The following is a 26,967-nucleotide window of genomic DNA, read 5'->3' as shown; positions in this document are numbered from 1 at the left end:
CGGCTGGCCCTTTTTCCCTCAAGACAGGGCTTTCCATGACGATTGAAATTCTCGCCTCCGGGATCGGCCTGATCCTGGTGCTGGCCACCTGCGCGCTGGTTTTCGCGCTGGCGCGCCGCCCGCTGCGCCAGGTGCAGCGCCAGCTCGACGACATCCGTGGCGCGCTCGACGACGCCAGCGCGTCGGCCAGCGCTGCCGATTCGGTACGCCGCCTCGAAGGCCTCCTGCAGCAGAAGGTCGCCGCCGCCCGCCGCATGGGCGAACTGACCCGCGACCTGATGGTGTCCTCCGGCACGCTGGTGTCGTCCTTCACCGACGTAGTGCAGACCGCCGACCAGCAGTCGGAACTGGCGATTGCCGCCTCGTCGGCGGTGGATGGCATGGCGGCCGGCATCGGCGCGGTGTCGGCGGAAGCCGGGCAGCTGCTCGGCATCGCCGCCGACGCCCACGCGCGGGCCTCGTCCGGCGGCGGCCGCGTGGCCGAGATGTCGGACAGCGTGCGCGAACTGGCCGGCGTGGTTGGGGCGGTGGGGCAGGAGTTTGCCGGTGTGCATGCCCACATCGAGCAGATCGGCAAGATCGTGCAGATCATCCAGGGCATCGCCAGTCAGACCAATCTGCTGGCCCTCAACGCGGCCATCGAGGCGGCGCGGGCCGGCGAGCAGGGGCGCGGCTTCGCGGTGGTGGCCGACGAGGTGCGCAAGCTCGCCGAGCGGACCAGCGAGGCGACGGTCAGCGTCGGCGAGATCATCGCCGCCATCGAGAGCGGCAGCGACGGGCTCAACGTGCTGCTCGGCCGCGTCAAGGCGCAGGCCGGTGCCAGCGCCGACAGCACCGGCGAGGCGGCCCAGACCCTGGCGGCGATCGCCGACGGGGCCAGCCAGACGATGGCGGCGGTGGAGAACATCGTCAGCCGTGCCAATGGCGAAGCCGCCTCGGGCGGCCGGCTGGTGGACGAGATGGGCGGCGTGGCCGGCCTGGCGCGTGCGCTCGACGAGCGGGTCAATGGCTGCGATGCCGGTTTGCGCCAGCTGATGACCGGGCTGGTGGAGCTCAACGGCCTCAGCGTGGCCATCGACGTGCGCCGCGACGCGCTGGTGGCGCTGCTCGACGCGATTGAGGAGACGCGCACCAACAGCATCCTGGTGGTCAATTCCCGCAACCGCGAACAGGCGCTGCCGCACGTGGAGCGCATCGAGGCGCTGGATGGCGTCGTCGATGCGCAGCTCACGCAGATCGACCGGGCCATGCAGGATGCGGCCGGGCGGCAGGCGGTGCAGGGCTTCAAGGATGCGCTGCGGCAGTACCGCCAGGTCCGCAGCCGCATGCTGCAGCAGGCGCGTGCCGGCGACCTGGCATGGGTGCGGACGACCGGGATCGGCGAGGTGCGGCCGGCCTACAAGGGGCTGAAGGACGCCTATGGCGCACTGGCCCGCGTGCGTCCCGCCGTCAGCGCCTGATCCACCGGCCTGCGGCGGCGGATTCCGGTGGCGGGCCGCGGACGTGCTATGGTCCGCCCCCAACGAGAGATGGAGTCCGTCGCATGAGCAGTCTGGAAAAAGGCTTGCGTTCGGCGGTGACGGAGCGGGGGCTGCGCGTGGCGCTGATCTTCGCCCTCACCGCCGAGCGCCTGTCGGGGCATTACGAGCATGGCCAGTGGCTGACCGAGGCCCAGGGCGCGACGCTGGTCGCCGACTGGCTGGGGCGTAGCAAGCGCAGCCTGCCGCTGGAGGAGCGCCGCCATCTCTCCGGTCTGAGCGATCAGCTGGCTCGCCAGGTGGCGGGTTCGGTGTCCCGCGAGGTCGGCTTGCACATCACCCACGAGATGATGGAGGCGCTGGACCCCAACCATCAATCCGACGTCGGCCAGACGATGATGGTCGAGTGCGAGCGCATGCTCGATACGCCGCCCGCAGCTTGAGGCCGGCGCCGGCGCTCAGTCCGGCAGGTGGCGCAAGTCGCCGTCCACCACGTCGCCGAAGCGCTCGCCGAGCAGGTAATTGACCAGGCGCTGGGCGGCCTGTTCCGGTGAGGTCAGTTGTCCGTTGGTCTTCAGCGCCTCGAAACGCTCCTTCTGCGGAAACTGCTCCACGCTGCTGGCGCGGATTTCCGCCTGCATACCGGTATCCACGACGCCCGGCGCCAGGCTGGCGACACGCAGGCCGGGCAGATGCTCGGCGGCCATCGCGCGGGCCTGGTGGTCGAGTGCCGCCTTGGTGGCGCAATACACGCTCCAGCCCGCATAGGGGCTGCGCGCCGCGCCGCTGGAAATGTGCACGACACGTCGGTCGGCGCAGTGGCGCGTGGCGGCGACAAAGGCGTTGGTCAGCAGCAGCGGGGCGGTCACGTTCACCGCCACCGCGCGGGTGATTGCTGCGGCCTCGGCGTCGCCGACCAGCCCGACTGGCTGCAGCAGGCCGGCGTTGTTGATCAGCAGCGCGCTGTCCGCATCGGCGAGAAAGTCCGGTAGCGCAGGCGTCTTCAGCCAAGCTTCCAGCGCGGCGCTGTCCGACAGGTCGAGGTGCGTTTCGTGCAGCAGTTCCGGCTGGGCACCGTGCGGCTGAGGCTTGCTGCTTCTGGCCAGGGCCAGCAGCGGAATGTCCCGGGCGAGCAGGGCCTCGGCCACCGCGGCGCCGAGGCCGCGGCTGTGGCCGGTGAGGATGGCTTTGATCATGGATGGGCGAAGTCGTACTGAAAACATCATGCTAACGCCGGAGGATTACGCCAGAGCATGACCGGCGTCACGGCCCCGGGGGCGACGCCATCCGCGCCGCCACGTGCCTTGAGGCTTGGACGCCCGCAACCCGATGGCGGGGCCGGCGTCTCTCAACCGGCGATCGAATCCGCTCCCGCCGGAAGCGCGTTGATCAGGCCGCCCATCTGCTCCGCGGCGACCGGGCGCGAGAAGTGGTAGCCCTGGCCGATCATGCAACCCAGCTCGTGCAGGATGTGCTGCTGCTCTTCCGATTCGATGCCTTCGGCAACCGTGACCAGGGACATGTCGCGGGCGATGCTGACGATGGCGCGGATCAGTGTGATGTCGTCCTGGTTGAAGTGCAGCTCCGAGACGAAGGACTTGTCGATCTTCAGCACGTCGAAGCGGAAGTTGCGCAGATAGGACAGGCTTGAGTAGCCGGTGCCGAAGTCGTCCAGGGATAGCTGTACGCCCAGGTCGGCAAGGCCTTGCAGGGTCTCGCGGATCTGTTCGTCGTGGTTCAGGAAGACGCTCTCCGTCACCTCGATCTCCAGGCGCTGGGGATTGAGGCCATGGCGCTGCAGGGTGTCCCGCACGAGGCCGACGAAGTTGCGCTGGCGCAGCTGCGGCACGGCCACATTGACCGCCATGTCGATGGGGCGGGCCCCGTTGGCATCCCACTCACGCAACTGGCGGCAGGCTTCGTCGAGGACCCAGCTGCCGATGGTATGGATCAGGCCGGTTTCCTCTGCGATCGGGATGAAGCGATCCGGCGGGACCAGCGCACCGCCAGTCGGTAGCCAGCGCAGCAACGCCTCGCAGCCGACGATGGTGCCGCTGGCGAGATCCACCTGCGGCTGGTAGTGCAGCAGCAGCTCCTTGCGGGCCAGTGCGTGGCGCAGCCCGTTTTCAACCTGCAGGCGCTCCATGACCCACTGGTTGAACTCGGGGGTGAAGAACTGGAAGTTGTTCCGCCCGCTGTTCTTGGCGTGGTACATCGCCGTATCGGCGTTCTTCAGCAAGGTCTCGCTGTCCTGGCCGTTGTCCGGGAAGAGGGTGATGCCGATGCTGGGGGTCAGTTGCAGCTCGTGCTCGTCGATGTAGTAGGGTTGGCTCAGCGCGGAGAGGATCTTGCGCACCGCCGGCAGCACGTGGGATGGGCCCTCCAGGTGGGTCAGCACTACCGCGAACTCGTCGCCGCCCAGGCGGCTCACCGTGTCGTTATCCTGCACCAGGTGGCGCAGGCGGTCGGCGACGGCCTGCAGTACCCGGTCGCCGATGGGGTGGCCGAGGGAGTCGTTGATGTTTTTGAAACGGTCCAGATCGATGAACAGCACGCCCAGCTGCCGGGCTTCCCGACGGGCCTGCGCCACCGCGTCGGTGAGGCGCTCGCTGAGCAGACTGCGGTTGGGCAACTGGGTCAGCGGGTCGTACTCGGCCAGCTGGCGGATCTGCTCCTCGGCCTCCTTGCGCTCGGTGATGTCGAGGAAGGTGCCCACGTAGTGAAGCACCTTGCCGGACTGGTCGAGCACCGAGCTGATACTGATCAGCTCGGGGTAGACCGCCCCGTCCTTGCGGCGGTTGCGGATCTCGCCGGTCCACGATCCGGTTTCGCGGATGGCCTTCCACATGTTGCGGTAAAAGGCTGCGTCGTGTTCGCCAGAGGCCAGGATGCTCGGCCGGTGCCCGATGACCTCGTCGGGCGTTCGGCCGGTGATCGCGCAGAAGGCCGGGTTGACGGCGAGGATGCGGCTTTCCGGGTCAGTGATGACGATGCCTTCCTTGCTGCTCTCGAAGACATGCCCGGCCAGGCGCAGTTGCTTGGCCTGCTTCTCGAGGGCTTCGGCGTGCTCGTCGAGTTCACGACGGTAATTGCCCAGCAGGCCGCTCATCCAGCGGGAGAACAGCACCGATGCGCCGATGGCCAGCATGATGGCGGTCAGCGCGGCGGCGGAGAGGACGGGGATCTGTCGGGACAGGGCCCGCAGCATGGCAGCCCGCTCGGCCGAGAAGGTGCCCTGCATTTCCTCTTCAAACACCGAGGCGATCACCACCATCTTCCACGGGCGGTATTCCTGCACATAGGCGGTGCGCAGGCTTTGCGTGTTCTTGGTCCGGTTGAGCCAGGGGTATTCCAGGAAGCCGCCGCCCTCGGCGGCGAGCTTCACCAGATTCGCGCGGGTCTTCTGTTCTTCCGGAGTGCCGACCTCCGTGAAGTGCTTGCCCTCGAACTCCGGCCACTGGGGCTGGAGCAGTAACTTCCCGTTCTGGCTGATGGCGACGAAGCTGCCGGTGTCGCCGAATTTCCAGGCGCGCAGACGCTCCAGGCCCTCGCGCATCCGCATGTCCTGCCATTTGTAGAGATAGTCACCGGTGCCGATGACCCAGCCAAAGGGCTTGAACAGCCGCACATAGGCCAGCTTGTCGGACATCCCCTTGGGATTGTCGGGGGAGTACCAGCGATAGGCCGAGTAGCCACCGTCGGGCTTGTGGCGGGCGGTGTCGGCCAGGCCGCGCATGATGAAGTGGCCGGTGTCGTCCTGGTTGTTCCACAGGGAGCTGCCTTCGCGCTCCGCGGCGATGGGCAGCAGGATGCACTCGCCATCCAGGCCGTCGATGAAGAAATAGCCGCGTCCGTCGTAGAAGCGCTGCGGGCGCAGGGCCTCGACGATGAGGCGTTTCACTTCGGCTTCGGGGCGGTGTCCGCGCTCCTTGTCGTAGATCGCCTGGGCGGTCTGCAGGGCCATGTCCACGCGGTCGCGCAGGGCTTCGCGCAGGACGGTCTCGGTGCGGGAGTGGACGAAATCCAGATAGCCGATGGCTGCGGCCATCTCGCCGCGCAGGCGTTCCTGCTTCTGCGTGGAAAAGCCGTGTTCGAGGCGGTCTATGCTCTGCTGGTGCTGGCTGACGCCGATCCACAGGAAGCTGGCGCCCAGCGCAAGCGCCAGGATGACGACCACGATCAGTGTCCCGAGCAGGTGATAGCGGGGCAGGTTGCGGTCGGTCAGATGAAATTTCATTACGGGCTGTCGGGGGCTGGCTGCGGTCTTCTTATGGGCGTCGAAACGCCAAATTATGTGAACAGCGTCGCAATATATATCTAAAGTAGTATTTTACCCGCAGACTGCTAACTTCGCGTGTCGGTAGAATGGCGGCTTATGTGCTTTCTTTGGGGGCCGCTGCGCCCAAAATCCCCGGAGGGTGCCGATTTTTCGGTTTTTCCGGTGGTGTAGGGCGTATCGACGCGCAGCGGGCGCCCTAGTTTGGTTTCCCGATTCGATGCTTTCTTCCTACGCTCCGCTGACTGTCGGCCGTCGTGTGCGCCTGTTTGCGCCCATCCTGATCCTCGTCCTGGCCCTGCTCGGACTGATCTGGGGGGCCGTCCTATACAAGGCCGCGGCCGAAGAACAACTGGTCATCCGTTCCGTGAACACGGAGAACCTGAACCTCGCGCGGGCCTTCGAGGAACACACCATCCGCACGATCAAGAGCGTCGATCAGGCGGTGCTGTTCCTGAAGTTCCAGTATGAGAAATACGGCGACAAGGTGAATATCGCCGAGTACGTGCATGAAGGCATGATCATCAGCAGCATCTTCAACCAGCTGGGGGTGATCGACGAGAACGGCATGTACATCCTCAGCAACCTGCCTGGGCACAAGGTGGTGGACCTGTCGGACCGGGAGCACTTCAAGGTTCATAAGGAAAAGGACACCAACCAGCTGTTCATCAGCAAGCCGGTGCTGGGGCGCGCGTCGGGCAAGTGGTCGATCCAGATGACGCGGCGCATCAACAAGCCGGACGGCAGCTTCGGCGGCGTCGTGGTGATCTCCGTCGATCCTTACTATTTCTCCGATTTCTACAGCGGCGTCGATCTGGGCCACAACGGCGTGGTGTCGCTGGTGGGGCGTGACGGCATCGTCCGGGCACGGCGTGTCGGCGACAACAACGATGTCGGTCAGAACATCAGTGGCAGTCCGCTGATGACGGTGTGGGACCAGGCCGCGAGCGGCAGTTACCGCTCGACCAGCGTGGCGGACGGGGTCCGGCGCTTCTACAGCTATCGGGCGTTGAAGGAATACCCGCTGGCGGTGGCCGTCGGCGTGGACGAGGAGGAGGCGCTGGCCGAGTTCCACGAGCGCCGCCGCGGTTACATGGTGTACGCGGGTGGCATGACGCTGGTGGTCTTCCTGTTCGGGGGCCTGTCGATCCATCTGCTCAATCGTCAGCACCGTATCTCCGACGCCTTGCGTGACAGCCAGATCAAGGCCGAGGCGGCCAACCGCATGAAGTCCGAGTTCCTGGCCTCCATGTCCCACGAGTTGCGTACGCCGCTGAACGGCATCATGGGGTACGCGGAGTTTCTGCGCGATACCTCGGAGGGCACCAGCAAGGAGTTCGCCGGCGTCATCCTCGACAGCAGCCATCATCTTCTGGATCTGGTCAATTCCATCCTCGACCTGGCCAAGATCGAATCCGGCAAGATGGAACTGGACCTGCGCCAGGAGGCGCTGCAGCCGCTGTTCGAGCGCATCGTGCGCACCCATTACCCATCGGCCGAGGAGAAGGGGCTCGAACTGCGCCTCGATGTCGCAGCGGAGGCGCCCGCCGATTTCGTCTGTGACGCGACGCGGCTGGCGCAGATCCTCAACAACCTGCTGCACAACGCGATCAAGTTCACCGACAGGGGTAGCGTCCGGGTGCAGGTCGGTCGTGAAGGGGACGCGCTACGCATCGAAGTCGCGGATACCGGCTGCGGCATTCCGGAGGACATGCTGCCGCACGTGTTCGAACGCTTCCGCCAGGTGGATGGCTTCCTGACCCGGCGCCACCAGGGCACCGGCCTCGGGCTGGCCTTGGTCCAGCAACTGGTTACACTGATGGGAGGAGAGGTGAGTCTTGCGTCCCGCGTGGAGGAAGGCAGCGAATTCGTCGTTCGCCTGCCCCTCGTGAGCCATCCGATGCCAGAGCAGGTGTGAGCCGATGAAAGTCCTGATCGTCGATGACCAGAAGATCAACCGCATGCTGCCCAGCGTGTTGCTGAAGCAGGCAGGGTGCGAGGTGTTCGAGGTGGACAACGGGGAGGCCGTACCGGCTTTGCTGAAGGCCAATCCGGTAGACGTGGTGCTGCTGGATATCAGCATGCCGGGCGTCAGTGGCATGGAGGTGTGCGCCAAGCTGCGCAAGGAGCCGGCCTGGGCAGGACTGCAGATCGTGGCCTATACGGCCCACGCGCTGCCCAGCGAGCGCAACGAGATTCTCGCGGCGGGTTTCGACGAACTGCTGATCAAACCGATCAACCGCCAAAGCCTGCTGAGCGCATTGAAGCTCCTGTAAGGGCAAACCCCCTCGGGCGCCAGCTCAAATGAACACCGCCCCTGGGCGGGGCGGTGTGAGTCAGTGCCGGATCAGTCGCCGCGTAGCGCGCTGGCCTGGGAGCGCCCCGGCGCCTGCTTGCCCTTGCGGGCGCGCTTGCCGATCCAGCTTTCCCATTCCTTCTTCGGCAGCGTGCTTTCCACCGCTTTGCCCCCGCGCGTATTGGCGAGCAGCGTGATCGACTCGCCGGCCACGCAGACGGAAGCCAGCGTCTGGCCGTCGTTGAGACCCATGATGATGACCCCGCGGCCGCCGCCGGACAGCTCCTTGATCTGGTCGAGACCGAAAATCAGCAGGTGATCGTCCGACGACAGCGCGGCCAGATGCAGATCGGCGGCATCATCGAAGAGCACCGGAGCCAGCAGCTTGGCCTTCTCGTCGATGGTCACGAACTGCTTGCCAGCGCGCTTGGTGGCGGTCATGTCGGCAAGGCGGCACATGAAGCCGTAACCGTCGGTGCTGGCCAGCAGCACACGCTTGTCGGCCGGGCCGGCCAGCACGTGGGCGATCTTGCTGCCGGTAGGCAGTTCGATCAGGGAGGCCAGCGGCGAACCGTTGCCGCGCCCGTCGGGTAGCGTCGACACCGCTACCGTCAAGGCGCGGCCGCCATCGGTGATGGCGATCAGTGAATCCACGCTGCGGCACTCGAAGGCCGCGCCGAGGCGGTCGCCGTCCTTGAAGCTGACGTTGACCAGATCCACGCCGTGGCCGTTGCGGCAGCGCACCCAACCCTTTTCGGAGACGATCACCGTCACCGGCTCGTCGAGCACCGTTTGCGTCACGCCGGCGCGGGCGGCTTCTTCCACCAGCGTGCGGCGCGCGTCGCCGTACTTGGCGGCGTCGGCACGGATCTCCTTGATCACCAGCCGGCGCAGCTTGTTGTCGTCGGCGAGCAGGGCTTCCAGCTCGGACTTTTCGCCGCGCAGCTCGGCCAGCTCGCGCTCGATCTTGATGCCTTCGAGGCGGGCCAGTTGGCGCAGGCGGATTTCCAGGATGTCCTCGGCCTGGCGGTCGGACAGGTCGAAACGGGCGATCAGCGCCGGCTTCGGCTCGTCCGACTCGCGGATGATGCGGATCACCTCGTCGATGTTCAGGAAGACGATGTGACGGCCTTCCAGGATGTGGATGCGGTCGTTCACCTGGCCAAGGCGGTGCCCGGTGCGGCGGCGCACCGTGATGACGCGGAAGCGGCCCCATTCGTGCAGGATGTCGGCCAGGTTCTTCTGCCCCGGCCGGCCGTCCAGGCCGATCATCACCAGGTTGATCGACGCCGAGGTTTCCAGGCTGGTGTGGGACAGCAGCAGGTTGGAGAACTCGGCCACGTCCTGGTTGCGGCTCTTCGGCTCGAAGACCAGGCGCACCGGCGCGTCCTTGCCCGATTCGTCGCGCACCCGGTCGAGGGCGCCGAGCATCAGCGCCTTGAGCTGGGCCTGATCGGCGTCGATGGACTTCTTGCCGGTCTTGGGCTGCGGGTTGGTCAGCGTCTCGATCTCGAACAACACCTTCTGCGCCGATACGCCCGGCGGCAGCTCGGTAACGACCAGCTGCCACTGGCCGCGGGCCAGATCCTCGATCACCCAGCGGGCGCGCAGCTTGAGGCTGCCACGGCCGCTCTCGTAAGCCTGGCGGATGTCCGCCGCCGGCGAGATGAGCTGGCCGCCACCGGGGAAGTCCGGGCCCTTGATGTGCTGCATCAGGTCGGCCACGTTGGCGGCCGGATGCTCGATGGCGTGGATCGCCGCGTCGGCCACTTCCCGCAGGTTGTGGGACGGGATCTCGGTGGCCATGCCGACCGCAATGCCGGACGCACCGTTGAGCAGCACGAAGGGCAGGCGGGCTGGCAGCAGCTGCGGCTCCTCAAATGCGCCGTCGTAGTTGGGGCGGAAATCCACCGTGCCGCGGTCGATCTCCGACAGCAGAAGTTCGGCGATCGGCGTCAGGCGGCATTCGGTGTAACGCATCGCCGCCGCGGAATCGCCGTCGCGGGAGCCGAAGTTGCCCTGACCATCCACCAGCGGATAGCGCAGCGAGAAATCCTGGGCCACCCGCACCATCGCGTCGTAGACGCTGCTGTCGCCGTGGGGGTGGTACTTACCGATCACGTCGCCGACCACGCGGGCCGACTTCACGTGCTTGGACGCCGGCGACAGGCGCATCTCGTTCATCGCGAACAGGATGCGGCGCTGCACCGGCTTGAGGCCGTCTTCCACCTGCGGTAGCGCGCGGGCCTTCACCACGCTCATCGCGTAGGCGAGGTAAGCACGCTCGGCATATTGATCGAGAGGCAGGGCGTCGTCGCTGCCCTGCAAGGGGGCCGCGGGGGGCGGCGGCGGTGCCGGCGGCTCGTTGGCCTCCGGCAGAAGGGAATCGAAAAGATCCGGAGTTTCGTTCATGGTGCTGTGTGTTGCGGCGGGCGGCGCAGGGGCCGCCGGAGTTGCGCGCGCCGGGCTTGGCGCGACGAAGGCCGCAAAAATACCACAGGCACCGCGCTTCGCCTGCTGTATAGGGCGTGCGACAGGCACATCCGCGCTACGGATGGCCCGTGCGCGAACCGGTCAGCGGGGTTTGAGATGCGCCATGGCGTCTTTCACGAAGCCCAACAGCGCCGCGTCGATCAGACTACCTGCCATCAGCTCCGGCTCCTTCTCATGCGCCAGGCGGATCTTGGCGTGGGTTTCCGGGTTATCGCCTGCATAGGAGCGGAAAAAGGACAGCCAGCGCCGGGCCAGCTGCTGCACCGCCGGGGCGTCCGGCGCGCTGCCTTGCTCCATGTGCTCGCGCAGCGCCCCGATCAGCTCGGGCCACTCGTAAGTGTGCCGGCCGTAATGCTCGCGCATGAAGGCGAACTCTTCGGGCGACAGATACCGGGCGTAGATGCGCAGCTTGCTCTCCGCATTCGCCTGCAGCACGAAGGCCATCAGTTCCGGCGTGATGCCGGTCTGGGCTTGCACCGAAGGCTCGTTGAGATGCATCGCGTTCAGTTTTGCCAGCAGGCACGGGTCCCGATCCGTATCGCGCTCGACCATCGCCATCCAGCGCTTCGATATCGCCTGTGCTTCTTCGCTCTGCGGCGCGAGCCCGCGCGCCATCAGCGCACGCACCTCATCCACCAAGCCCCGCCATTCCGTCTCCGCCGTTTTTCCGCCCTGGTAGAGGGGCAGGCGGGCGAGCTCATCCTGCGAAAAATACTTGTCGTACATGGTCATCCTTTCCAAAGTCGTCAGCCATTCGGCAAGCTCCGGCTCATCGCCTCGTAACAACTGCCCCTGCAAGCGGGACAGACGATCACGCAGCTCCATCGCCTGCTCGATCTGCTTGTCGAGCATGTCGATCTGCTGCCGCACGATGGAGGAGAGCGACGAGTCGGGCCTTGCCAATACAGCCCCGATGTCGGCCAGGGACAGGCCGAAACGACGCAAAGCCTGGATCTGATGCAGCCTGGCGATGTCGTCCCGGTTATACAGGCGATAACCGGCCTCGGAGCGCGCAGACGGGATGAGCAGGCCGATGGCGTCGTAGTGATGCAGCGTCCGGACCGTCAGCCCGCAACGCCTGGCGAGATCGCCCACTTTAAGCAACATCGAATGCTCTCCGGTTCATGCGTGCGACAAGGCTGAGGGCTTACGTGGCGTGAGGGTCAAGGGATTGTTCATCTCAAGGCAAGGGGGAACCATCGCACCTTGGTCGGGTTAGCGAACGGGTGTGTCACGGATAAAACCGTGCTGCCTGCACGCTAGAAATGCCAGATTGACGATGCCGACATAAAAGTAACCAACAGCTATTGTATAAACGGCAAACACTATTATTGGATCCCAGATTCCGCCTGGCGCTGGATTCGACAGCCGTTCGTAGTAACCCCAGACGACCCATCCAATCGCCTGTATCGGAACGAACAGAAGCGGAGAGATCGCAGATAGTTTCTGAATTTCTGCCGAGCTTTTCTTGCGGCCGATGGCGAAGAACAACCAAATTGCAAAAATTATGTACTGAGCGCCGCCAAATCCCAGGGCGAGCAGCAGAATTCCAAAGGCAGCGTTCTCTCCGAATGGAAGTGCTAGCAATGGCAGAACTATTGGGAGCATAAGCGAGATGCGGAAAAAGGCAGCGGGCGACATTGTTAATTGACTTGGAGTGAAGGTCTCTGCGCGGAGTTTCGCATTGCTTGTTTTGGGCGAACACGCTGGGCAGCAGGCGATCGCATCAATGTTTGGGATCGATTTCAACGAGCGGGACTTCGTTTTTGTCAATGAAGCTCCTGTCAATTTGACCGTCCTCAGGATACTTTCCAGCTTCACAGCCGTTTGCATGCGGAATAAGAAGTGGCATGGCACAAAACGCCAGCCTGCTCTCTTGACCCCTTGCCTCGATGTTCACAAGAACATCGTTGCGGAAGTCGATCGCCAAGTAGTCATGTCCAACCGGAACGAGCAGTGGAATAGGTACGATGACGGCAAATAGAAGCACGCCGGTCCAGGCCACATCCTTGTTGTAGATCCAACGCTCCAACTCACCGAGGGGTTCGATGCGATCAGGCTCGCCCCAGCCTTTCCTTACAGCAGTCTTGTCCGTGGTAGGGGCACTTGTATTGGGCGCCAGAAGGACGATGTTGCCGCGACTCTTCGCCAGCGTTGCGCGCTTTGGTGTTTCTGTCTGACTTGAGATCACCCCAGCTCCAACGCAGGCGGTAAGCAAAGGCGTTAATGCGGCGAGGAGAAGCAGTCGTTTCATTATCGGTTCGGCGCGATGGGGTTGATGAGAAGTAGTCGGAAAGAAGGCACGAATACTCCTAATAGGGCTTGTGACAGTGACGGCATTTGGTCCCGACCCATGCACTCCATGAGTGCGCATGCGTTAGCAGGGCTGATGCCTTACAGTGCGGACATATCAAGAATGAGAACTGGGCGACCCCGAAACCAACAAACGACACGAGGGACACAAGACCTGCAAGGGCGCTCGCGTTTGATGGAAGAGGCTGAAAAGCCAGAACGCCGGAGCCCACGGAAACTATGACTGCAGCCAGATAGAAGAATGTAGTTCTAAGTGCTAGGCGCATGATCTTGATGTCTAACGAAGGTAAGTCCGCAGGCCTGCTGGGGGCGGTCGTCCCTCAACCGTCTTTTTCCGGGAATAGCTGTTTATGGAGCGGCCAGCGCAAACGCAAGAGCAGCCAGACGACGTATGGCAATCATCATGATTTCACCTTGTGGCAGACAATCAGGCAGCGCTGCTGCATCACAGGATCCGTGTTCCGCGCATCCAGCTGAATTTGCGGCCGAATTGGCTGTTATTGCCTTCGAGGTTGATGAGGATCGTCTCTCCGGGGAAGCTGACGGACTCCTGGATCAGCCGCAAGACCTCTCTGGCCCGGTGCTCATTGTGAAGTTGATACCACCGGGACGTCTTGAAGCCGAAGACGAAGCAAGGGGAATGCGGGAGGTGTTTGACCCTTTTCCTGACCAGGTAGGCCTTGCGAAGACCCGGGATGCTCCGTAGCGCGTTGCGCAGGGTGGCCAGATCATTTTCGGCAAGACCGTGGCGTTCGAAGCGGTCGCGGAGCAATACCTCATTGCGCTCCTTGGCAGCAGCCTCCTGCAGGGTGACGCGTTCGACCAGACGTTGATGCCACGCATGGGCTTCGTCCTGACGGTCATTGCGCCAGTGGTAGTCACGCAGCAACTCGCAGCAGTCTGCGGTTGCGTTTTCATCCAGATGCATGACGTGCTCGATCAACGCGCAGCCACTGGCATCGTTCCGATGCAGGAGGCGGGCGCCGAGGGAGAAGCAGACCAATGCATCGTCAGGCACGCGTTCGTGCAGGGCCTGAAACTGGGTCAGCGCGTCATCGGGGTTGTGGCCAATGGTCTCGGTGAGGTTCGCGCGATCATAGGCCTCCTGCACAGTCAGCTCGGCGCCCGAGTCGGCACGGGCATCGAGTTCGGCCAGTTGACGGCGACCGTCCTGCACTTCCCGATGGCGTTCCTCCCAGGATGGCGCAACAGCGTCCCGCCAGCGCTGGTCGAAGTTCTCCGTCACGATCTCCAGCATGCTGCCCAGGAGCCGGTCCGCGGTGTGACCCGCATGCGGGAGTTGCAGGCGTGGGGACTCTCCCAGGGCGTTGAGGCGGTCGGTCAGTGCCGGGTGCGTATCGGCAGAGCCCGTCTGCTGAACCATGGCCCGCTCCAGCCACGCTTTGGCCGACGCCTCGTCGAGTTCTGTGGATACTCCGTGGCCCATGCCGGAATACGGCGCAAAGCTGGGTTGCGGATGCTCGTCGGCGTGTCGGTGAATCCCGGGCCAGTACTTTTCTGCGAGGAAACTGCCCACCACATTGACGCTCGTGAGTGCCTCCGCGGCGGTCCGTGAAGAGGTGAGCTTTGCCGCAGTGGCATCCGCCTGATACTCGTTGGCCCGTGCCATCGGAAAGGTATAGGCGCTGAAGAAGGGGGCAAACCACTTCAGGAAGGGCTTGAACAGGAGGCTGCCCCAACTGTCGTCCGCGTCCAGCGCATGCAGCAGGCGGCTCCAGCGCAAGCGCTGGCGGTAGATCCAGTTCGACACGCGTCCGTGTCCCTTGGCCAGATGGCCGAACTCGTGGGCGAGCACGGCCTTGAACTGGTCGGGCGTCAGCGTCTTCATCAAGGGCAGGCCGAGCAGGAGGTAGTTGCGTGACCAACCGAAGACGCCCAGGCGCGGTGACTGCACGACCCCGGCATTGAAATCGTCGGTGATCAGCACGTGATGGAAGAGCGGGGCGCCCAACTGCCGGCGCAATCCATTCACCATGGCAAACAGCTCGGGTGCTTTCGCCTCATCGACCGGCGTACCTCTGGGAGGTTCGATCTTGACCCATAGCGCCTTGAGCACCATCCACAGAAAGAACCCGGCGATGATGATCAGCTTCACGCCGATGGCCTTGAGCACCATGATGTAAGCGCACAGCCCCACCAACACCGCGACGATCGCCAGCAGCATCACGGCAATGTAGGCATTACCCAACGTGGCGAGCAGCAATACCTTGAGCTTGTAGAGGCCGGGACTCTGCTGGGCCTGCCCCTCCAGCCTGCCGACCAGGGCATCGAACTGTCTGTCGTTCATGAGTGCAATAAAGCTTGAATGGATATGTTTATGGAATTATTCGGCGTCCATTCAAATTCGGCTATGCACTGCGTCACTTGTCTCCTTGATCACCGATCCTCTGATTAGACGGCATTGCACCACCGCAGCCCGAAGGGCAATGAACGAGGGGCGAACAGGAAATGCAGAACCCTGCGCCTGCTTTGACCTGTGGCCTTTGAGGAAGAGTGCAGCAGCAACGGACTCATGAGTAAAGCTCCGCCCCGGGGCAACGGGGCAGACTACCTCGCCGAGGGTATCGCGCAGGGCGAGGGCGGTGTCGTGGCCGATTCGCCCATGGATGTGGGAGCCTGGCACGACTTTGAGCGGCCCATCATTGGAAGAGCACTCATCAACGTGCAAGCGAACAGCAACAATTTCCCGCAAGACCTCTGCGGGCGGTTGCACGAAGATATTCCCCTCTTTCTCGGACCAGCCCGTGAGGGCAGGGTGATCGATTCTCTCGGCAACCGGGATGCTCAAATCCTGATGAAGTGATACCAGCCAGTTTCGATCAATCGACTTTTCGAAAAAGGTGCACTGCACGGCCACACAATCCTGGGGCAGAAAGGGCGAAAGAGACGAGTGGTTCTTGAGATCACCTGCCAGCGAACAGCACCAATCTGCTTCAAGCAGGGAGCGGTTACCGGCCATCGAGATTGCAATCGAGGCCACGTTGGTTTCGAGCGTTTGGCAATCGTGCTCGCTCAGCAATGGTGAGGTAATGAGGTAACCGTTTTGTTCGAATGTATTGGAGATCATGATCTTGCCGTCCAAATTCCGAGTTCTGCAGCGTGGCGTTTTTGCGTCCCATTGATCAGTTCGTTAAGGCTCGCGGTGATGGAAGTCAAGGTAGAGTCTTTTAAGGGGCGATGGGAGTTGTCGCCAATATGGCGCACATTTGACGTGTGGAATCTGCCAAAACAAGTTCTCGACAAATGCAACGTCGATGCAATTGCGAACGGACGGACTCGCGGTCGCAAACGAGCTGCTGACGTAGTTGAAGAGCGGAGCATGGATGCGAGCCTCAGCCTCTCTACTCATTTCTGCGTTGAGTGCATTCGCCAAGCTTTCAAACCACGAATAAGCGAACTCTGGATCAACGTCGCCAAAAAGACGGACGTGAAATTCATCAGCCTGTTCGCAAATGCTTGGGAATTTGCCCCTGATGGTTTTGAATAGATCAATCACCGTTTCCACGTACGAAAGCCCTGGCAGGTCGATGAAGATTTCTCGGAGCCCATGGATTGGTTTTTACGTAGTTCCAGGTTTCGCTTCATGCTCTGCGTCATGGGCCAAGCGGCGGGAAGCGGCTAGCGAAATGTAGAAATAGAACCAGAGGGAGCCAGGAATGGCATACCAGTACTGGCCGGCGGCAGCGGATAGCGCCACAAACACTGCGGCTAGTACGGCGACGGCCAACAACCACCAATTGGCTTGTCGCGACCATGCGCGAGACAGCAGTTCGGCACGGTGAGGACGGCGAAGAAACGCCAGGTGCGCGCCAGACCAAACCAGCAAGATCAAAAGCAGAGCAGGTACGCCCATCAATGGAATGGCCATTGAGTCTGCCCAGTAAGGAAATTCGCCTCTGGCATACCCCTGCAATAGATCGAAGACGTAGGCGCTGACCGTCAGCAATGGTGCAGCGACGGCGAGCCCAAAGAATCCGGCGCGGGATTTAGGCGACTTGAGTTGTCGCCAACCGTGACGGAAAACAAGAAGAACACCGATCGATAGTGCAACCAAGGTGCCACCGTAATCCTGGAGTTGATACTTTGGCGTGAGCATTTCATCTCGGAGTGCCGAATACTCGTTGCTCTGGCCATCTGATAGAGCCATGTAGCGTTCCGTGAAGAGCGCTGCATCTTTGTATGGTGCAAGGGAACATGCGTAGCCGAGGAGGGCTGCACCGACGAGCAGAAGGATGGCTGCGAGTTTCATGGCGACGAACGTGCTAGCTCAGGGGCGACCGCAGTCCACAGGCCGGAACGGCTTTGGCCGTAATGTCAGAGAGCTTTCTCGGTGAATGCATGGGACATGGCTTCTACGTAAGGCGCCGTTAGCGGCGAAGCCGCGAAGGGAACATGCAAGCACAGCTTGCAGGCGGTCCCTCACGACGGAATTGTTAGGCGGAAATTTCATTGGTTTCTTTGCCCGACTTCTAGCTCTTCTTCGTGACAGTAAAACAGGACTGTTCGTTCTAAATTGTGGAAGACAACGGCATCATCTCTACTAGGAACGAACAGATCTTTCCAGTTTTGGAGAAATTTCTCAGCTTCTACGACGCAAGCTTCTGTGTCGCTGTACACGATCTGAATCGTGCCTTCGCTATTGATACGATTCTTTAGCCACTGATCTGCTACTGAGTAGCTCTCGATAACAATGCGGTCAATGGCTGAGACGGTTTCTTCGTTGAGCCCATACCTCTTTGTGCTGCTGAAATTCAGGGCGTATTCGTAGGCATGCTTTGCATGCTCTGCGCTCAGCCAACGAGCCTGCATGCCGAGAGCCTCATATTCTTGCTGGCGCATATGCACGGACATAAGCCTAACAGGCTGATGCAGAACCCAGTGAACGATCCGGCCACCCACCTGTCCTAGCCGTATCCTTCAAACCCCAGGCACAGCACCGATGCGCGGCGAAGTCGATCCCCAGTCCTCGATGTTCCACTATTTCTCGGTCGAGTCCCGGATTCCGGCCGATCATCCGCTGCGTCCGGTGAAGAAACTGGCCGACTCGGCACTCTCGGCGATTTCCGCGGAACTCGATGGGCTTTACGCCAAGGGCGGCCGACCGTCGATTCCGCCGGAGCGGTTGCTCAAGGCGCAGTTGCTGATCGCGTTTTACTCGGTGCGCTCGGATCGGCAGTTCTGTGAGCAACTCGATTACAACCTGCTGTTTCGCTGGTTTCTCGATCTGGACCTGGAGTCGGGTGGATTGGATCAATCCAATTTCAGCCGCCTGCGCGAGCGATTGGTGGAAACGGACATCGCCCGTCGTTTCTTTGACGAAGTGGTGCGTCTGGCCCGCAAGGACAAGCTGCTGTCGTCCGATCACTTCACCGTGGATGGCACCTTGATCGACGCTTGGGCATCCTTCAAGAGCTTCAAGCGCAAGGACGACGACGAGCCCCCCAAGCCCGGCGGTGACGGCACCGGCATGGTGGACTTCAAAGGCGAGAAGCGTTCCAACGCCACCCACCGGAGCACGACCGATCCCGACGCGAAGCTCATGAGGAAAGGCAACGGCCAACCGGCCAAGCTCAGTTACGGCGGCCATGCGCTCATGGAGAACCGCAGCGGCCTGTGTATCGATCTGCTCATCACCGATGCGACGATGGCCGAACACAAAGCGGCTCGCCAACTGCTCACCCGCGCCCGGCGCCGCAGGATTCATCCCAAGACGCTGGGGGCCGACAAGGGCTACCACGTGAAGGACTTTGTCCAGCATTTGCGCGAGCACAAGATCAAACCTCATATCGCCCGAATTGAAGGACGCAAGACACCGGGCCTCGATGGACGGACGACCTGCACCGAAGGCTACAAGGTCAGCCAGCGCAAGAGAAAGCGGGTTGAAGAGATCTTCGGGTGGTTGAAGACGGTGGGTGGAATGAGAAAGACCCGTTTCATCGGAGAAGCCCGAACCCAGATCGCCGCCTATTTGTCGGCAGCGGCGTACAACCTGCTGCGGATTGCGAAATTGCAGACGATGGGGAGTGCGGCATGAAGCGGCACTTGGAATCGGGTGAAAACCCATTTCCCTGCCCAGTCTATGGGCATAAAAATGGGATTGAGAATCCAATTTCGGGAATGAAGTCATGAGAGATCAAACAACGGGCTTCAGGCTGGACGTGGAGTCTGAGCTTTTTGCATCGGCCTGCTAACGTTTGAATTCACCGGCCTGCGCGGCTTTTCGCGCAGGTCCGGTGGAATGATGGGTTGGGCGTCGCGGGTTCATTCGGCGATGGCTGCAGACACATCGACGGCGACGATCTCTCGTTCGAGAAATATAGCAACTGCGACATCGTGCTTTGGTGGTGTTGAGTGACCTAGGGAGCCGTGCAGCACTGACAGCCGGTTACCACGGAGCGTGACGGCAAAGCCCCCAGTACCATCGAAATACGCCTGGGCCTTGACCAAGTATGGGTGAAGCTCAGGCGACAACGCCCGCGTGTAGCGGGCAAGGTCGCGGTGTGCTGTTGCGTCTTTGAGCATCCAACCGCGGCTGCTCGCAAAAAACGGCATAGCTGCCTCGGTTTCACGCCTTTTTGCGTAAGCATCCGCAGCTGATGCCTGAGCGGACAGCATTTGCTGCATATCGAGCTTCGCTTGCGGCAGAAGCGCCTTAAGAGATGTACCGGACAGGGGGACGAAATACTTTTTTCCAAGTAAGCCAAGCGCATGGGCTTGACCTTCGTCCGGGACTCGGAAGATCCTCGACTGGAAGATTGGTACTTCTGCTGAATCGAAGCTATTTCCGCCGAACATAACTGGCCCCGCCTGACTGAACGCGGAACGCGCGAATGCCACGAGGATGAGCAGTAATAGAGCTTGACCGAAACGTGGCGGAAAGTTCATAGGAGCGACGCCCAACGTTTGAATTCAGCGGCGCCGTTAGGCGTCCGCTGGAATGAATGGTTATGCCTCAGCATCGTAGACGCCTTCATCGATTTGGGGATCCTCACTCGCAAAGACGTTCAGGCAGCGATTTCCGGTTACTACGAGCCATTCGCGACGGCGAACTTCAAGGCCCTGCCTCAGATCGTCCTCGGCACCCCAACCACCAGACGTAACGAGCAGAACATGATGACCGCGAACAAAACCTGGGGCTACCCAGTACTGCGCTAAGTCCGATTCATCGAGAAGGCGGAAGCCCTGGACGGATTGAAAAGTTACGCGAAGGCCACGGAACCGATCACCCTCGAGTGGCTCGCGAGCAACCGCTATTGAGAGGCTTTGGCCGTTGAAGCGCACGGAAGCAATGTCCGATTCGCTTGGGACGGCTAGCGCGGGGGCGATTGGGACGGTTCTAATAGGCATAACGTAGAGCTAACAGGCTGATGCAGAACCCAGTGAACGATCCGGCCACCCACCTGTCCTAGCCGTATCCTTCAAACCCCAGGCACAGCACCGATGCGCGGCGAAGTCGATCCCCAGTCCTCGATGTTCCACTATTTCTCGGTCGAGTCCCGGATTCCGGCCGATCATCCGCTGCGTCCGGTGAAGAAACTGGCCGACTCGGCACTCTCGGCGATTTCCGCGGAACTCGATGGGCTTTACGCCAAGGGCGGCCGACCGTCGATTCCGCCGGAGCGGTTGCTCAAGGCGCAGTTGCTGATCGCGTTTTACTCGGTGCGCTCGGATCGGCAGTTCTGTGAGCAACTCGATTACAACCTGCTGTTTCGCTGGTTTCTCGATCTGGACCTGGAGTCGGGTGGATTGGATCAATCCAATTTCAGCCGCCTGCGCGAGCGATTGGTGGAAACGGACATCGCCCGTCGTTTCTTTGACGAAGTGGTGCGTCTGGCCCGCAAGGACAAGCTGCTGTCGTCCGATCACTTCACCGTGGATGGCACCTTGATCGACGCTTGGGCATCCTTCAAGAGCTTCAAGCGCAAGGACGACGACGAGCCCCCCAAGCCCGGCGGTGACGGCACCGGCATGGTGGACTTCAAAGGCGAGAAGCGTTCCAACGCCACCCACCGGAGCACGACCGATCCCGACGCGAAGCTCATGAGGAAAGGCAACGGCCAACCGGCCAAGCTCAGTTACGGCGGCCATGCGCTCATGGAGAACCGCAGCGGCCTGTGTATCGATCTGCTCATCACCGATGCGACGATGGCCGAACACAAAGCGGCTCGCCAACTGCTCACCCGCGCCCGGCGCCGCAGGATTCATCCCAAGACGCTGGGGGCCGACAAGGGCTACCACGTGAAGGACTTTGTCCAGCATTTGCGCGAGCACAAGATCAAACCTCATATCGCCCGAATTGAAGGACGCAAGACACCGGGCCTCGATGGACGGACGACCTGCACCGAAGGCTACAAGGTCAGCCAGCGCAAGAGAAAGCGGGTTGAAGAGATCTTCGGGTGGTTGAAGACGGTGGGTGGAATGAGAAAGACCCGTTTCATCGGAGAAGCCCGAACCCAGATCGCCGCCTATTTGTCGGCAGCGGCGTACAACCTGCTGCGGATTGCGAAATTGCAGACGATGGGGAGTGCGGCATGAAGCGGCACTTGGAATCGGGTGAAAACCCATTTCCCTGCCCAGTCTATGGGCATAAAAATGGGATTGAGAATCCAATTTCGGGAATGAAGTCATGAGAGATCAAACAACGGGCTTCAGGCTGGACGTGGAGTCTGAGCTTTTTGCATCGGCCTGCTAACCGGCGCTGCGCGGCCTTATCGCGCAGCGTCCAGCGACCGAAGGGAGCGAGGTTGAGCGCCATGCTAGGCACTTGTCAGTCCCTTACCTTTGTGATGCTTCTTGGACTTACGCGCGACGTTGTCCGCTTTGAGAAGTGCCTCGCACTCAGCAGACGATGGAGCGGTGCGATCCATTTCAATGGTATGCCAGCCACCACAGTTCGGATCTGGGCAACCACATACCGTAAAGCGCACCGGATGATTCGTCAGTCCTTCACGCTTTTGAATGGCATTCGTGCGCTCTTTGTCTTTGACGATATCTACGATGGCTGATCGGCCGAGAAATGGGCGTGACATAGTAGCTCCGGAGGGTTTGTAGTGATTAACGCCCAAGGTAAGCGTCCGCTTGACCGCCCAGTTAGGCGATGGATTTTGGGCTTTGGTGCTGCGCGTCATTGTTGAACCTGCGCCGCTTGTAGATGGGCGTCGTGCCGAGTTGATTCGCACTGATCACCCCACGAGAGAGCGTAGGGTGTTTTCATGTTCGGCGATGTCGATGGTGTTAACGCTGAACATTGCAGTCACGGCTTTGGCCGCACGAAGTTGAATTTCCATAATGAACGCCCAGGTTGCGGTCTGTCCTTCAACCTCCGGTTCATTCTTTAACTCAGCGATATTGCCGTGTTCGTCTGTGACAAGGTGAGAGGTCATATCCGAGACAGTGGCGTGTGCCGGTTGACTTAGGAGTACATACAGGCTTCGATACCAATCGGTCATTCCTGCGGCCTCGGCAAGTTGCCAAGTAGTGAATTCGCGCGCGGCACTCGATTTCAACTCCAGTAACTCTTCCTTTGAGATGTGGTTGTCGCGAGATGATTTCAACTCGATGCCCTCCCACATTAGCATCTTGTCAGCCAGCGACCGTTTGTTCGCTTCCTGACTTTGTGCGAGAGGAAAAGCCAACTCAGGCTTTTCCTCGATGGCTGCCAATGCAAAAAGCGATTCAAGCGACGACCGCAGCACGGTCTTGGCTTGTGATAGCAAGCCTTGCTCCAGCAGAATGACAGCTGCTTGTGACGATGCAATTGTTCGCATGAAGAAGGCCGCAGCTAGTATGTCGCGCGCTTCATCGGTTCTTATCGATAGCTTGTACTGTGTGGCGACACACTGTTCATTCAAGCGCATCAGGGCTTCGCGATAGGTCGAATAGCGGCGCCGAATTTCCATTCGGACCTCTTCAGTCGATTCAGTCAGAAATCCATGGGTGATGTAACTCATGTCGTCGCCTTTGGTGGGCCTAACAGGCTGATGCAGAACCCAGTGAACGATCCGGCCACCCACCTGTCCTAGCCGTATCCTTCAAACCCCAGGCACAGCACCGATGCGCGGCGAAGTCGATCCCCAGTCCTCGATGTTCCACTATTTCTCGGTCGAGTCCCGGATTCCGGCCGATCATCCGCTGCGTCCGGTGAAGAAACTGGCCGACTCGGCACTCTCGGCGATTTCCGCGGAACTCGATGGGCTTTACGCCAAGGGCGGCCGACCGTCGATTCCGCCGGAGCGGTTGCTCAAGGCGCAGTTGCTGATCGCGTTTTACTCGGTGCGCTCGGATCGGCAGTTCTGTGAGCAACTCGATTACAACCTGCTGTTTCGCTGGTTTCTCGATCTGGACCTGGAGTCGGGTGGATTGGATCAATCCAATTTCAGCCGCCTGCGCGAGCGATTGGTGGAAACGGACATCGCCCGTCGTTTCTTTGACGAAGTGGTGCGTCTGGCCCGCAAGGACAAGCTGCTGTCGTCCGATCACTTCACCGTGGATGGCACCTTGATCGACGCTTGGGCATCCTTCAAGAGCTTCAAGCGCAAGGACGACGACGAGCCCCCCAAGCCCGGCGGTGACGGCACCGGCATGGTGGACTTCAAAGGCGAGAAGCGTTCCAACGCCACCCACCGGAGCACGACCGATCCCGACGCGAAGCTCATGAGGAAAGGCAACGGCCAACCGGCCAAGCTCAGTTACGGCGGCCATGCGCTCATGGAGAACCGCAGCGGCCTGTGTATCGATCTGCTCATCACCGATGCGACGATGGCCGAACACAAAGCGGCTCGCCAACTGCTCACCCGCGCCCGGCGCCGCAGGATTCATCCCAAGACGCTGGGGGCCGACAAGGGCTACCACGTGAAGGACTTTGTCCAGCATTTGCGCGAGCACAAGATCAAACCTCATATCGCCCGAATTGAAGGACGCAAGACACCGGGCCTCGATGGACGGACGACCTGCACCGAAGGCTACAAGGTCAGCCAGCGCAAGAGAAAGCGGGTTGAAGAGATCTTCGGGTGGTTGAAGACGGTGGGTGGAATGAGAAAGACCCGTTTCATCGGAGAAGCCCGAACCCAGATCGCCGCCTATTTGTCGGCAGCGGCGTACAACCTGCTGCGGATTGCGAAATTGCAGACGATGGGGAGTGCGGCATGAAGCGGCACTTGGAATCGGGTGAAAACCCATTTCCCTGCCCAGTCTATGGGCATAAAAATGGGATTGAGAATCCAATTTCGGGAATGAAGTCATGAGAGATCAAACAACGGGCTTCAGGCTGGACGTGGAGTCTGAGCTTTTTGCATCGGCCTGCTAACCTAGGTAAGGGACGCTGCGCGGCGGTTTATCGCGCAGCGTCCAGCGACCGAAGGAAGCGGCTTTGACCGACTACAAAAGGACTTCCCCCACCCACCTGGTGGGCTTGCCACCCGGCATCGAAGTGCCAAGATTGAATTGCTAAAGCTCAATCTGAACGGCGAGGAGGAAAGTCAAAATGGATACTACGACGATTGGTGTGGATCTGGCAAAGAACGTCTTCGTGGCCTGTGTTGCGGATTGCGCCGGTCGGATCGTGGAACGGCGGGAATTCAACCGGGCGGGTTTTCTGACCTGGCTCGACACCTTGCCCGCGGGCACGATGATTGGCATGGAAGCGTGAGGCAGCGCCCACTACTGGGTCCGCACAGCATAACGTCTGGGCCTGGCACAGTCTGCGCGTGGGGTGGGTGGAGGAACGATCTGCCCGGCGTCGGGCTCATCACCGCCGATGCGGTGAGCGCCAGCGTGGGTGACGCATCAATGTTCAGGAATGGTCGCCAGTTTGCCGCGTGGCTCGGCCTCACGCCCAGCCAGTCGGGCAGCGGGGGCAAGACGAAGCTTGGACGCATCACCCGGCGAGGCGACGACTATCTGCGGACCTTGCTCGTGCAAGGCGCGCGCAGCGTACTGGCTGCGACGCTCCGGAAACAACGGCGTGAATCCCCTGAAAAACTGACTCGTCTGCAGCAGTGGATCGTCGTGCTCAACGGACGGATCGGCTATCACAAGACCTTGGTCGCCATCGCCAACAAACATGCCCGGCAACTGTGGGCAGTGCTGGCGAAGGGCGAATCCTACAACCCGCAGACCTGGCAACGGGCCTGAGCGCAACCGAGCAATGGCAACTGCACATCAGCGATAGACGAACAGGTCAGACCGACCAGCAGAGAGCCTGGCTAACCTGATGGCGGATCAAAGAGGGAAACGGCTGATCCCTGTTTCCCTGATCCCGCCGATGAACGATTGAGGCCTGCTGGTGCGGTTAGTCGCATGGCCCCGGGCGAGACCCGATCAAGGCCGATTAGAGAGAGGCAGTCTGTCTGTCCGATCCGTCGCGTGTGTGCAGAGGTCAGGAAACAAGAGCAGGTAGACAGGAAAGGAAAACCGGCCTGGCGGCCGGTCATTGGAAAATGGTGCTTGACGGGGAAGTCCTTAGAGAGGGGTTAGGCGTCGCTGTGGATGAGCTCACTCCGGACCTGCATTAGCAACTCACCAAGGCGATTCAGACCGGTTCCGTCTTCGCCAGCTGCCCAGTAGTAGTCGAATGGGGAACTCTCGACAAGTTGTCGGTTGCCAGTGGACAGCAGCAGCGCCTTTGCTTCCTCGTTCTGGAATTTCAGGCGAAGTCCCTGGAGCATCACTTCGTCTCTGACTTGGTCCCAATCCGTCCGGATGGGATGGTCGCGGCGTTGCCCAATTGATCGTGCTTCCTTCGCACTTGGTGCGCGGCGCACAAGCTCGCGCTTGTCATGCTCAATGAACTTGTGTGCTTGAAAGTAGTGCTCGACGGTTGGCCAGTAGACGCCTTCGAAAGCAAAGCCGGGAGGCGCGAAGTTCGAGAGGCCCCAGTAGGGCATCGTCCTTGTGTAGAAGTACAGCGGATTGCTCATGGGATGAGTTGCATCGGCCTGCTAACGTTTGAATTCACCGGACTGACGCGGCTTGCCGTGACAGGTCCGGTGGAATGAGAAGTTAGCCGTTTTCGCCACGGCGCTGAAATAGAGCAATGCGGTCACGCTCCGCTTGGGCAAACGAGAACCATGCAAAGTAGCCGCACGCGAGAGAGAACAAAAGGCCGATATTTCTAGCCCAAAAGCCAGCAGATGGGGAAAGCACAAGAACCCCAGCAGTAACGAGGAAAAAGCAAGCGTAGAAGAAGGCGAGCAAGTAGCCATTAAGCATGAACACAACTGCGAAAAACTTGGTAATGCGAGGGTATGGTTCAGGAAGTTCCAACCCTTTGGCTGCACCTTGTGCGATGGACTTTCCGATTGCTCCAACCTTTTGAGCTCCAGCCCCCAAAGCTTTGTAGAGCTTCTTGAACTCTTTGTTGAAGAGCAGCTTGAGGATTCCCCACAAGACCGTGAGGAACACCAATATCCAGAAGGTTGTTTGGAGATACTCGCGTATTCCATCGGGGGCTGTGTTGATTAAGTCGAGAAGCTGCTTATTCATATGCAATAGCTACCTTGAAATGGCTAACGTGAAGTCGACGACAAATGTCGCCAAGAGCCGCTTATGCGACAGTCGTCTACGTCTTTCCACATATCTGGAGTTGGATTCATCCGTGGGGCATTGTTGGCGCTCCGTCGTCGTAAAGGCGTCAGTAACAAGTGACTAGAACCCGTCATCATCCGCCCTATCTCACGTCTGCCGATTCTCAGCAGAATGGCATTTCTCCTGTCGGCTTCACTATGCACTGCGTCACTCGCGTGCATCTCCACGGACTGCTTTGCCGCCCCATCAATCGTTCCACTTGACGGTTGTCAAGCACCGGATCGATACTCCGCCGCATCACCTAGACAATGGTGATCGGGCGTGGAAACCCGGATTGCAAAGGCCGATGAAGGCCGCGTTTAGACGCGGCTTTTTCTTGTCGGAGCATGGCTGCGTCTGTTCAATGGCGGGCCGTGCGGGGCAGCTGCGAGGCTGGCCGGTTCCTTTGCCCGGTATTTCCACCCCCGTACGGTTCCGCCGCCCACCGTGGAAAGTGAGCGGCGGAAAGGCAAACAGCAGCAAAGGAGCAACACCTCATGACCATTCACGCCCAAGGGCGCGCAGAC

The 26,967-nt window shown here is 61.0% G+C and carries 25 protein-coding genes and 1 pseudogene; 10 read left to right on the top strand and 16 right to left on the bottom strand.

From position 1 onward, the window contains the following. Positions 1-35: 35 nt before the first annotated feature. Positions 36-1,460 (top strand): methyl-accepting chemotaxis protein, encoded by a 1,425-nt coding sequence (locus AC3QL2_RS00295; RefSeq protein ID WP_493234056.1) that lies wholly within the window; start codon positions 36-38, stop codon positions 1,458-1,460. A gap of 83 nt (positions 1,461-1,543) precedes the next feature. After that, positions 1,544-1,921 carry a hypothetical protein gene (locus AC3QL2_RS00290; protein ID WP_493234055.1) on the top strand — a complete coding sequence of 126 codons (378 nt, stop codon included), beginning with the start codon at positions 1,544-1,546 and terminating at the stop codon, positions 1,919-1,921. 15 nt (positions 1,922-1,936) lie between these two features. Here the strand turns inward: AC3QL2_RS00290 and AC3QL2_RS00285 are convergent, their stop codons facing one another. Next, a complete protein-coding gene (locus AC3QL2_RS00285; protein ID WP_493234053.1) occupies positions 1,937-2,674 on the bottom strand; it encodes an SDR family oxidoreductase in 738 nt (245 codons plus the stop codon). Between the two features lie 152 nt (positions 2,675-2,826). Continuing rightward, positions 2,827-5,715: a bifunctional diguanylate cyclase/phosphodiesterase gene (locus AC3QL2_RS00280; RefSeq protein WP_493234052.1), complete on the bottom strand. Its 2,889-nt coding sequence runs from the start codon at positions 5,713-5,715 to the stop codon at positions 2,827-2,829. A 259-nt stretch (positions 5,716-5,974) separates the two neighbouring features. Between AC3QL2_RS00280 and AC3QL2_RS00275 the strand changes: the two genes are divergently transcribed. Both AC3QL2_RS00275 and AC3QL2_RS00270 read left to right on the top strand, forming a co-directional pair. Then, positions 5,975-7,672 (top strand): sensor histidine kinase, encoded by a 1,698-nt coding sequence (locus tag AC3QL2_RS00275; protein WP_493234051.1) that lies wholly within the window; start codon positions 5,975-5,977, stop codon positions 7,670-7,672. Between the two features lie 4 nt (positions 7,673-7,676). Further along, positions 7,677-8,030 carry a response regulator gene (locus AC3QL2_RS00270; RefSeq protein WP_493234050.1) on the top strand — a complete coding sequence of 118 codons (354 nt, stop codon included), beginning with the start codon at positions 7,677-7,679 and terminating at the stop codon, positions 8,028-8,030. Positions 8,031-8,101: 71 nt separating this feature from the next. Here AC3QL2_RS00270 and parC read toward each other — a convergent pair whose 3' ends face one another. The 9 genes from parC to AC3QL2_RS00225 form a co-directional block, all read right to left on the bottom strand. Continuing rightward, positions 8,102-10,462, bottom strand: coding sequence for a DNA topoisomerase IV subunit A (parC, locus tag AC3QL2_RS00265; RefSeq protein WP_493234048.1), 2,361 nt, complete (start codon positions 10,460-10,462; stop codon positions 8,102-8,104). 162 nt (positions 10,463-10,624) lie between these two features. After that, positions 10,625-11,650 (bottom strand): MerR family transcriptional regulator, encoded by a 1,026-nt coding sequence (locus tag AC3QL2_RS00260; protein ID WP_493234046.1) that lies wholly within the window; start codon positions 11,648-11,650, stop codon positions 10,625-10,627. A gap of 108 nt (positions 11,651-11,758) precedes the next feature. Continuing rightward, complete coding sequence (locus AC3QL2_RS00255) at positions 11,759-12,316, bottom strand: hypothetical protein (protein ID WP_493234044.1); 558 nt, start codon at positions 12,314-12,316, stop codon at positions 11,759-11,761. Beyond that, positions 12,270-12,797, bottom strand: a complete 528-nt coding sequence (locus AC3QL2_RS00250; protein WP_493234042.1) for a hypothetical protein — start codon at positions 12,795-12,797, stop codon at positions 12,270-12,272. The genes AC3QL2_RS00255 and AC3QL2_RS00250 overlap by 47 nt, the downstream gene beginning before the upstream one ends. A 504-nt stretch (positions 12,798-13,301) precedes the next feature. Then, entirely contained in the window at positions 13,302-15,164 is a 1,863-nt protein-coding gene (locus AC3QL2_RS00245; protein WP_493234040.1) for a M48 family metalloprotease, read from the bottom strand. Between the two features lie 51 nt (positions 15,165-15,215). After that, positions 15,216-15,959: a phytanoyl-CoA dioxygenase family protein gene (locus AC3QL2_RS00240; RefSeq protein ID WP_493234038.1), complete on the bottom strand. Its 744-nt coding sequence runs from the start codon at positions 15,957-15,959 to the stop codon at positions 15,216-15,218. A 48-nt stretch (positions 15,960-16,007) separates the two neighbouring features. Then, entirely contained in the window at positions 16,008-16,373 is a 366-nt protein-coding gene (locus tag AC3QL2_RS00235; RefSeq protein WP_493234313.1) for a DUF7674 family protein, read from the bottom strand. A 63-nt stretch (positions 16,374-16,436) separates the two neighbouring features. Further along, on the bottom strand, positions 16,437-17,126 hold the full coding sequence (locus tag AC3QL2_RS00230; protein ID WP_493234036.1) for a hypothetical protein: 690 nt from the start codon (positions 17,124-17,126) through the stop codon (positions 16,437-16,439). A 197-nt stretch (positions 17,127-17,323) separates the two neighbouring features. Further along, on the bottom strand, positions 17,324-17,722 hold the full coding sequence (locus AC3QL2_RS00225) for a hypothetical protein (protein WP_493234034.1): 399 nt from the start codon (positions 17,720-17,722) through the stop codon (positions 17,324-17,326). Positions 17,723-17,816: 94 nt separating this feature from the next. Here AC3QL2_RS00225 and AC3QL2_RS00220 point away from each other — a divergent pair, with 94 nt between their 5' ends. Further along, positions 17,817-18,911, top strand: a complete 1,095-nt coding sequence (locus AC3QL2_RS00220) for an IS5 family transposase (protein WP_493240271.1) — start codon at positions 17,817-17,819, stop codon at positions 18,909-18,911. 227 nt (positions 18,912-19,138) lie between these two features. On the opposite strand, the gene AC3QL2_RS00215 is transcribed toward AC3QL2_RS00220, so the two are convergent. Then, the gene (locus tag AC3QL2_RS00215; RefSeq protein WP_493236436.1) at positions 19,139-19,762 is read right to left on the bottom strand and encodes a hypothetical protein; all 624 of its coding nucleotides are present in this window, start codon (positions 19,760-19,762) and stop codon (positions 19,139-19,141) included. On the opposite strand from AC3QL2_RS00215, the gene AC3QL2_RS00210 reads away from it, so the two are divergent. Together AC3QL2_RS00210 and AC3QL2_RS00205 are read left to right on the top strand one after the other, a co-directional pair. Further along, positions 19,736-20,032, top strand: a complete 297-nt coding sequence (locus tag AC3QL2_RS00210; protein ID WP_493236437.1) for a hypothetical protein — start codon at positions 19,736-19,738, stop codon at positions 20,030-20,032. The genes AC3QL2_RS00215 and AC3QL2_RS00210 overlap by 27 nt on opposite strands. A 285-nt stretch (positions 20,033-20,317) precedes the next feature. Next, a complete protein-coding gene (locus AC3QL2_RS00205; protein WP_493240271.1) occupies positions 20,318-21,412 on the top strand; it encodes an IS5 family transposase in 1,095 nt (364 codons plus the stop codon). Positions 21,413-21,633: 221 nt separating this feature from the next. On the opposite strand, the gene AC3QL2_RS00200 is transcribed toward AC3QL2_RS00205, so the two are convergent. Continuing rightward, positions 21,634-22,005: a hypothetical protein gene (locus AC3QL2_RS00200; RefSeq protein ID WP_493236432.1), complete on the bottom strand. Its 372-nt coding sequence runs from the start codon at positions 22,003-22,005 to the stop codon at positions 21,634-21,636. Between the two features lie 54 nt (positions 22,006-22,059). Continuing rightward, complete coding sequence (locus tag AC3QL2_RS00195) at positions 22,060-22,827, bottom strand: DUF5677 domain-containing protein (RefSeq protein WP_493236434.1); 768 nt, start codon at positions 22,825-22,827, stop codon at positions 22,060-22,062. A 103-nt stretch (positions 22,828-22,930) separates the two neighbouring features. On the opposite strand from AC3QL2_RS00195, the gene AC3QL2_RS00190 reads away from it, so the two are divergent. From AC3QL2_RS00190 to AC3QL2_RS00180, 3 genes and pseudogenes are all read left to right on the top strand, one after another. Next, a complete protein-coding gene (locus AC3QL2_RS00190; RefSeq protein WP_493240271.1) occupies positions 22,931-24,025 on the top strand; it encodes an IS5 family transposase in 1,095 nt (364 codons plus the stop codon). Between the two features lie 334 nt (positions 24,026-24,359). Then, entirely contained in the window at positions 24,360-24,524 is a 165-nt protein-coding gene (locus AC3QL2_RS00185; RefSeq protein WP_493236400.1) for a hypothetical protein, read from the top strand. An 80-nt stretch (positions 24,525-24,604) separates the two neighbouring features. Beyond that, positions 24,605-25,009, top strand: a pseudogene (locus AC3QL2_RS00180) (transposase); the annotation flags it as partial. A 338-nt stretch (positions 25,010-25,347) separates the two neighbouring features. Here AC3QL2_RS00180 and ybiA read toward each other — a convergent pair. Both ybiA and AC3QL2_RS00170 read right to left on the bottom strand, forming a co-directional pair. Next, positions 25,348-25,794: a riboflavin biosynthesis intermediates N-glycosidase gene (gene ybiA / locus AC3QL2_RS00175; protein ID WP_493236402.1), complete on the bottom strand. Its 447-nt coding sequence runs from the start codon at positions 25,792-25,794 to the stop codon at positions 25,348-25,350. A gap of 82 nt (positions 25,795-25,876) precedes the next feature. Beyond that, positions 25,877-26,359, bottom strand: a complete 483-nt coding sequence (locus tag AC3QL2_RS00170; RefSeq protein WP_493236403.1) for a hypothetical protein — start codon at positions 26,357-26,359, stop codon at positions 25,877-25,879. Between the last annotated feature and the right edge of the window lie 608 nt (positions 26,360-26,967).

This window comes from Zoogloea sp. GW822-FHT05C07, from assembly GCF_058800215.1.
Note: the sequence above shows the minus strand (reverse complement) of the source record. Positions and strands in the feature narration are given on the sequence as shown.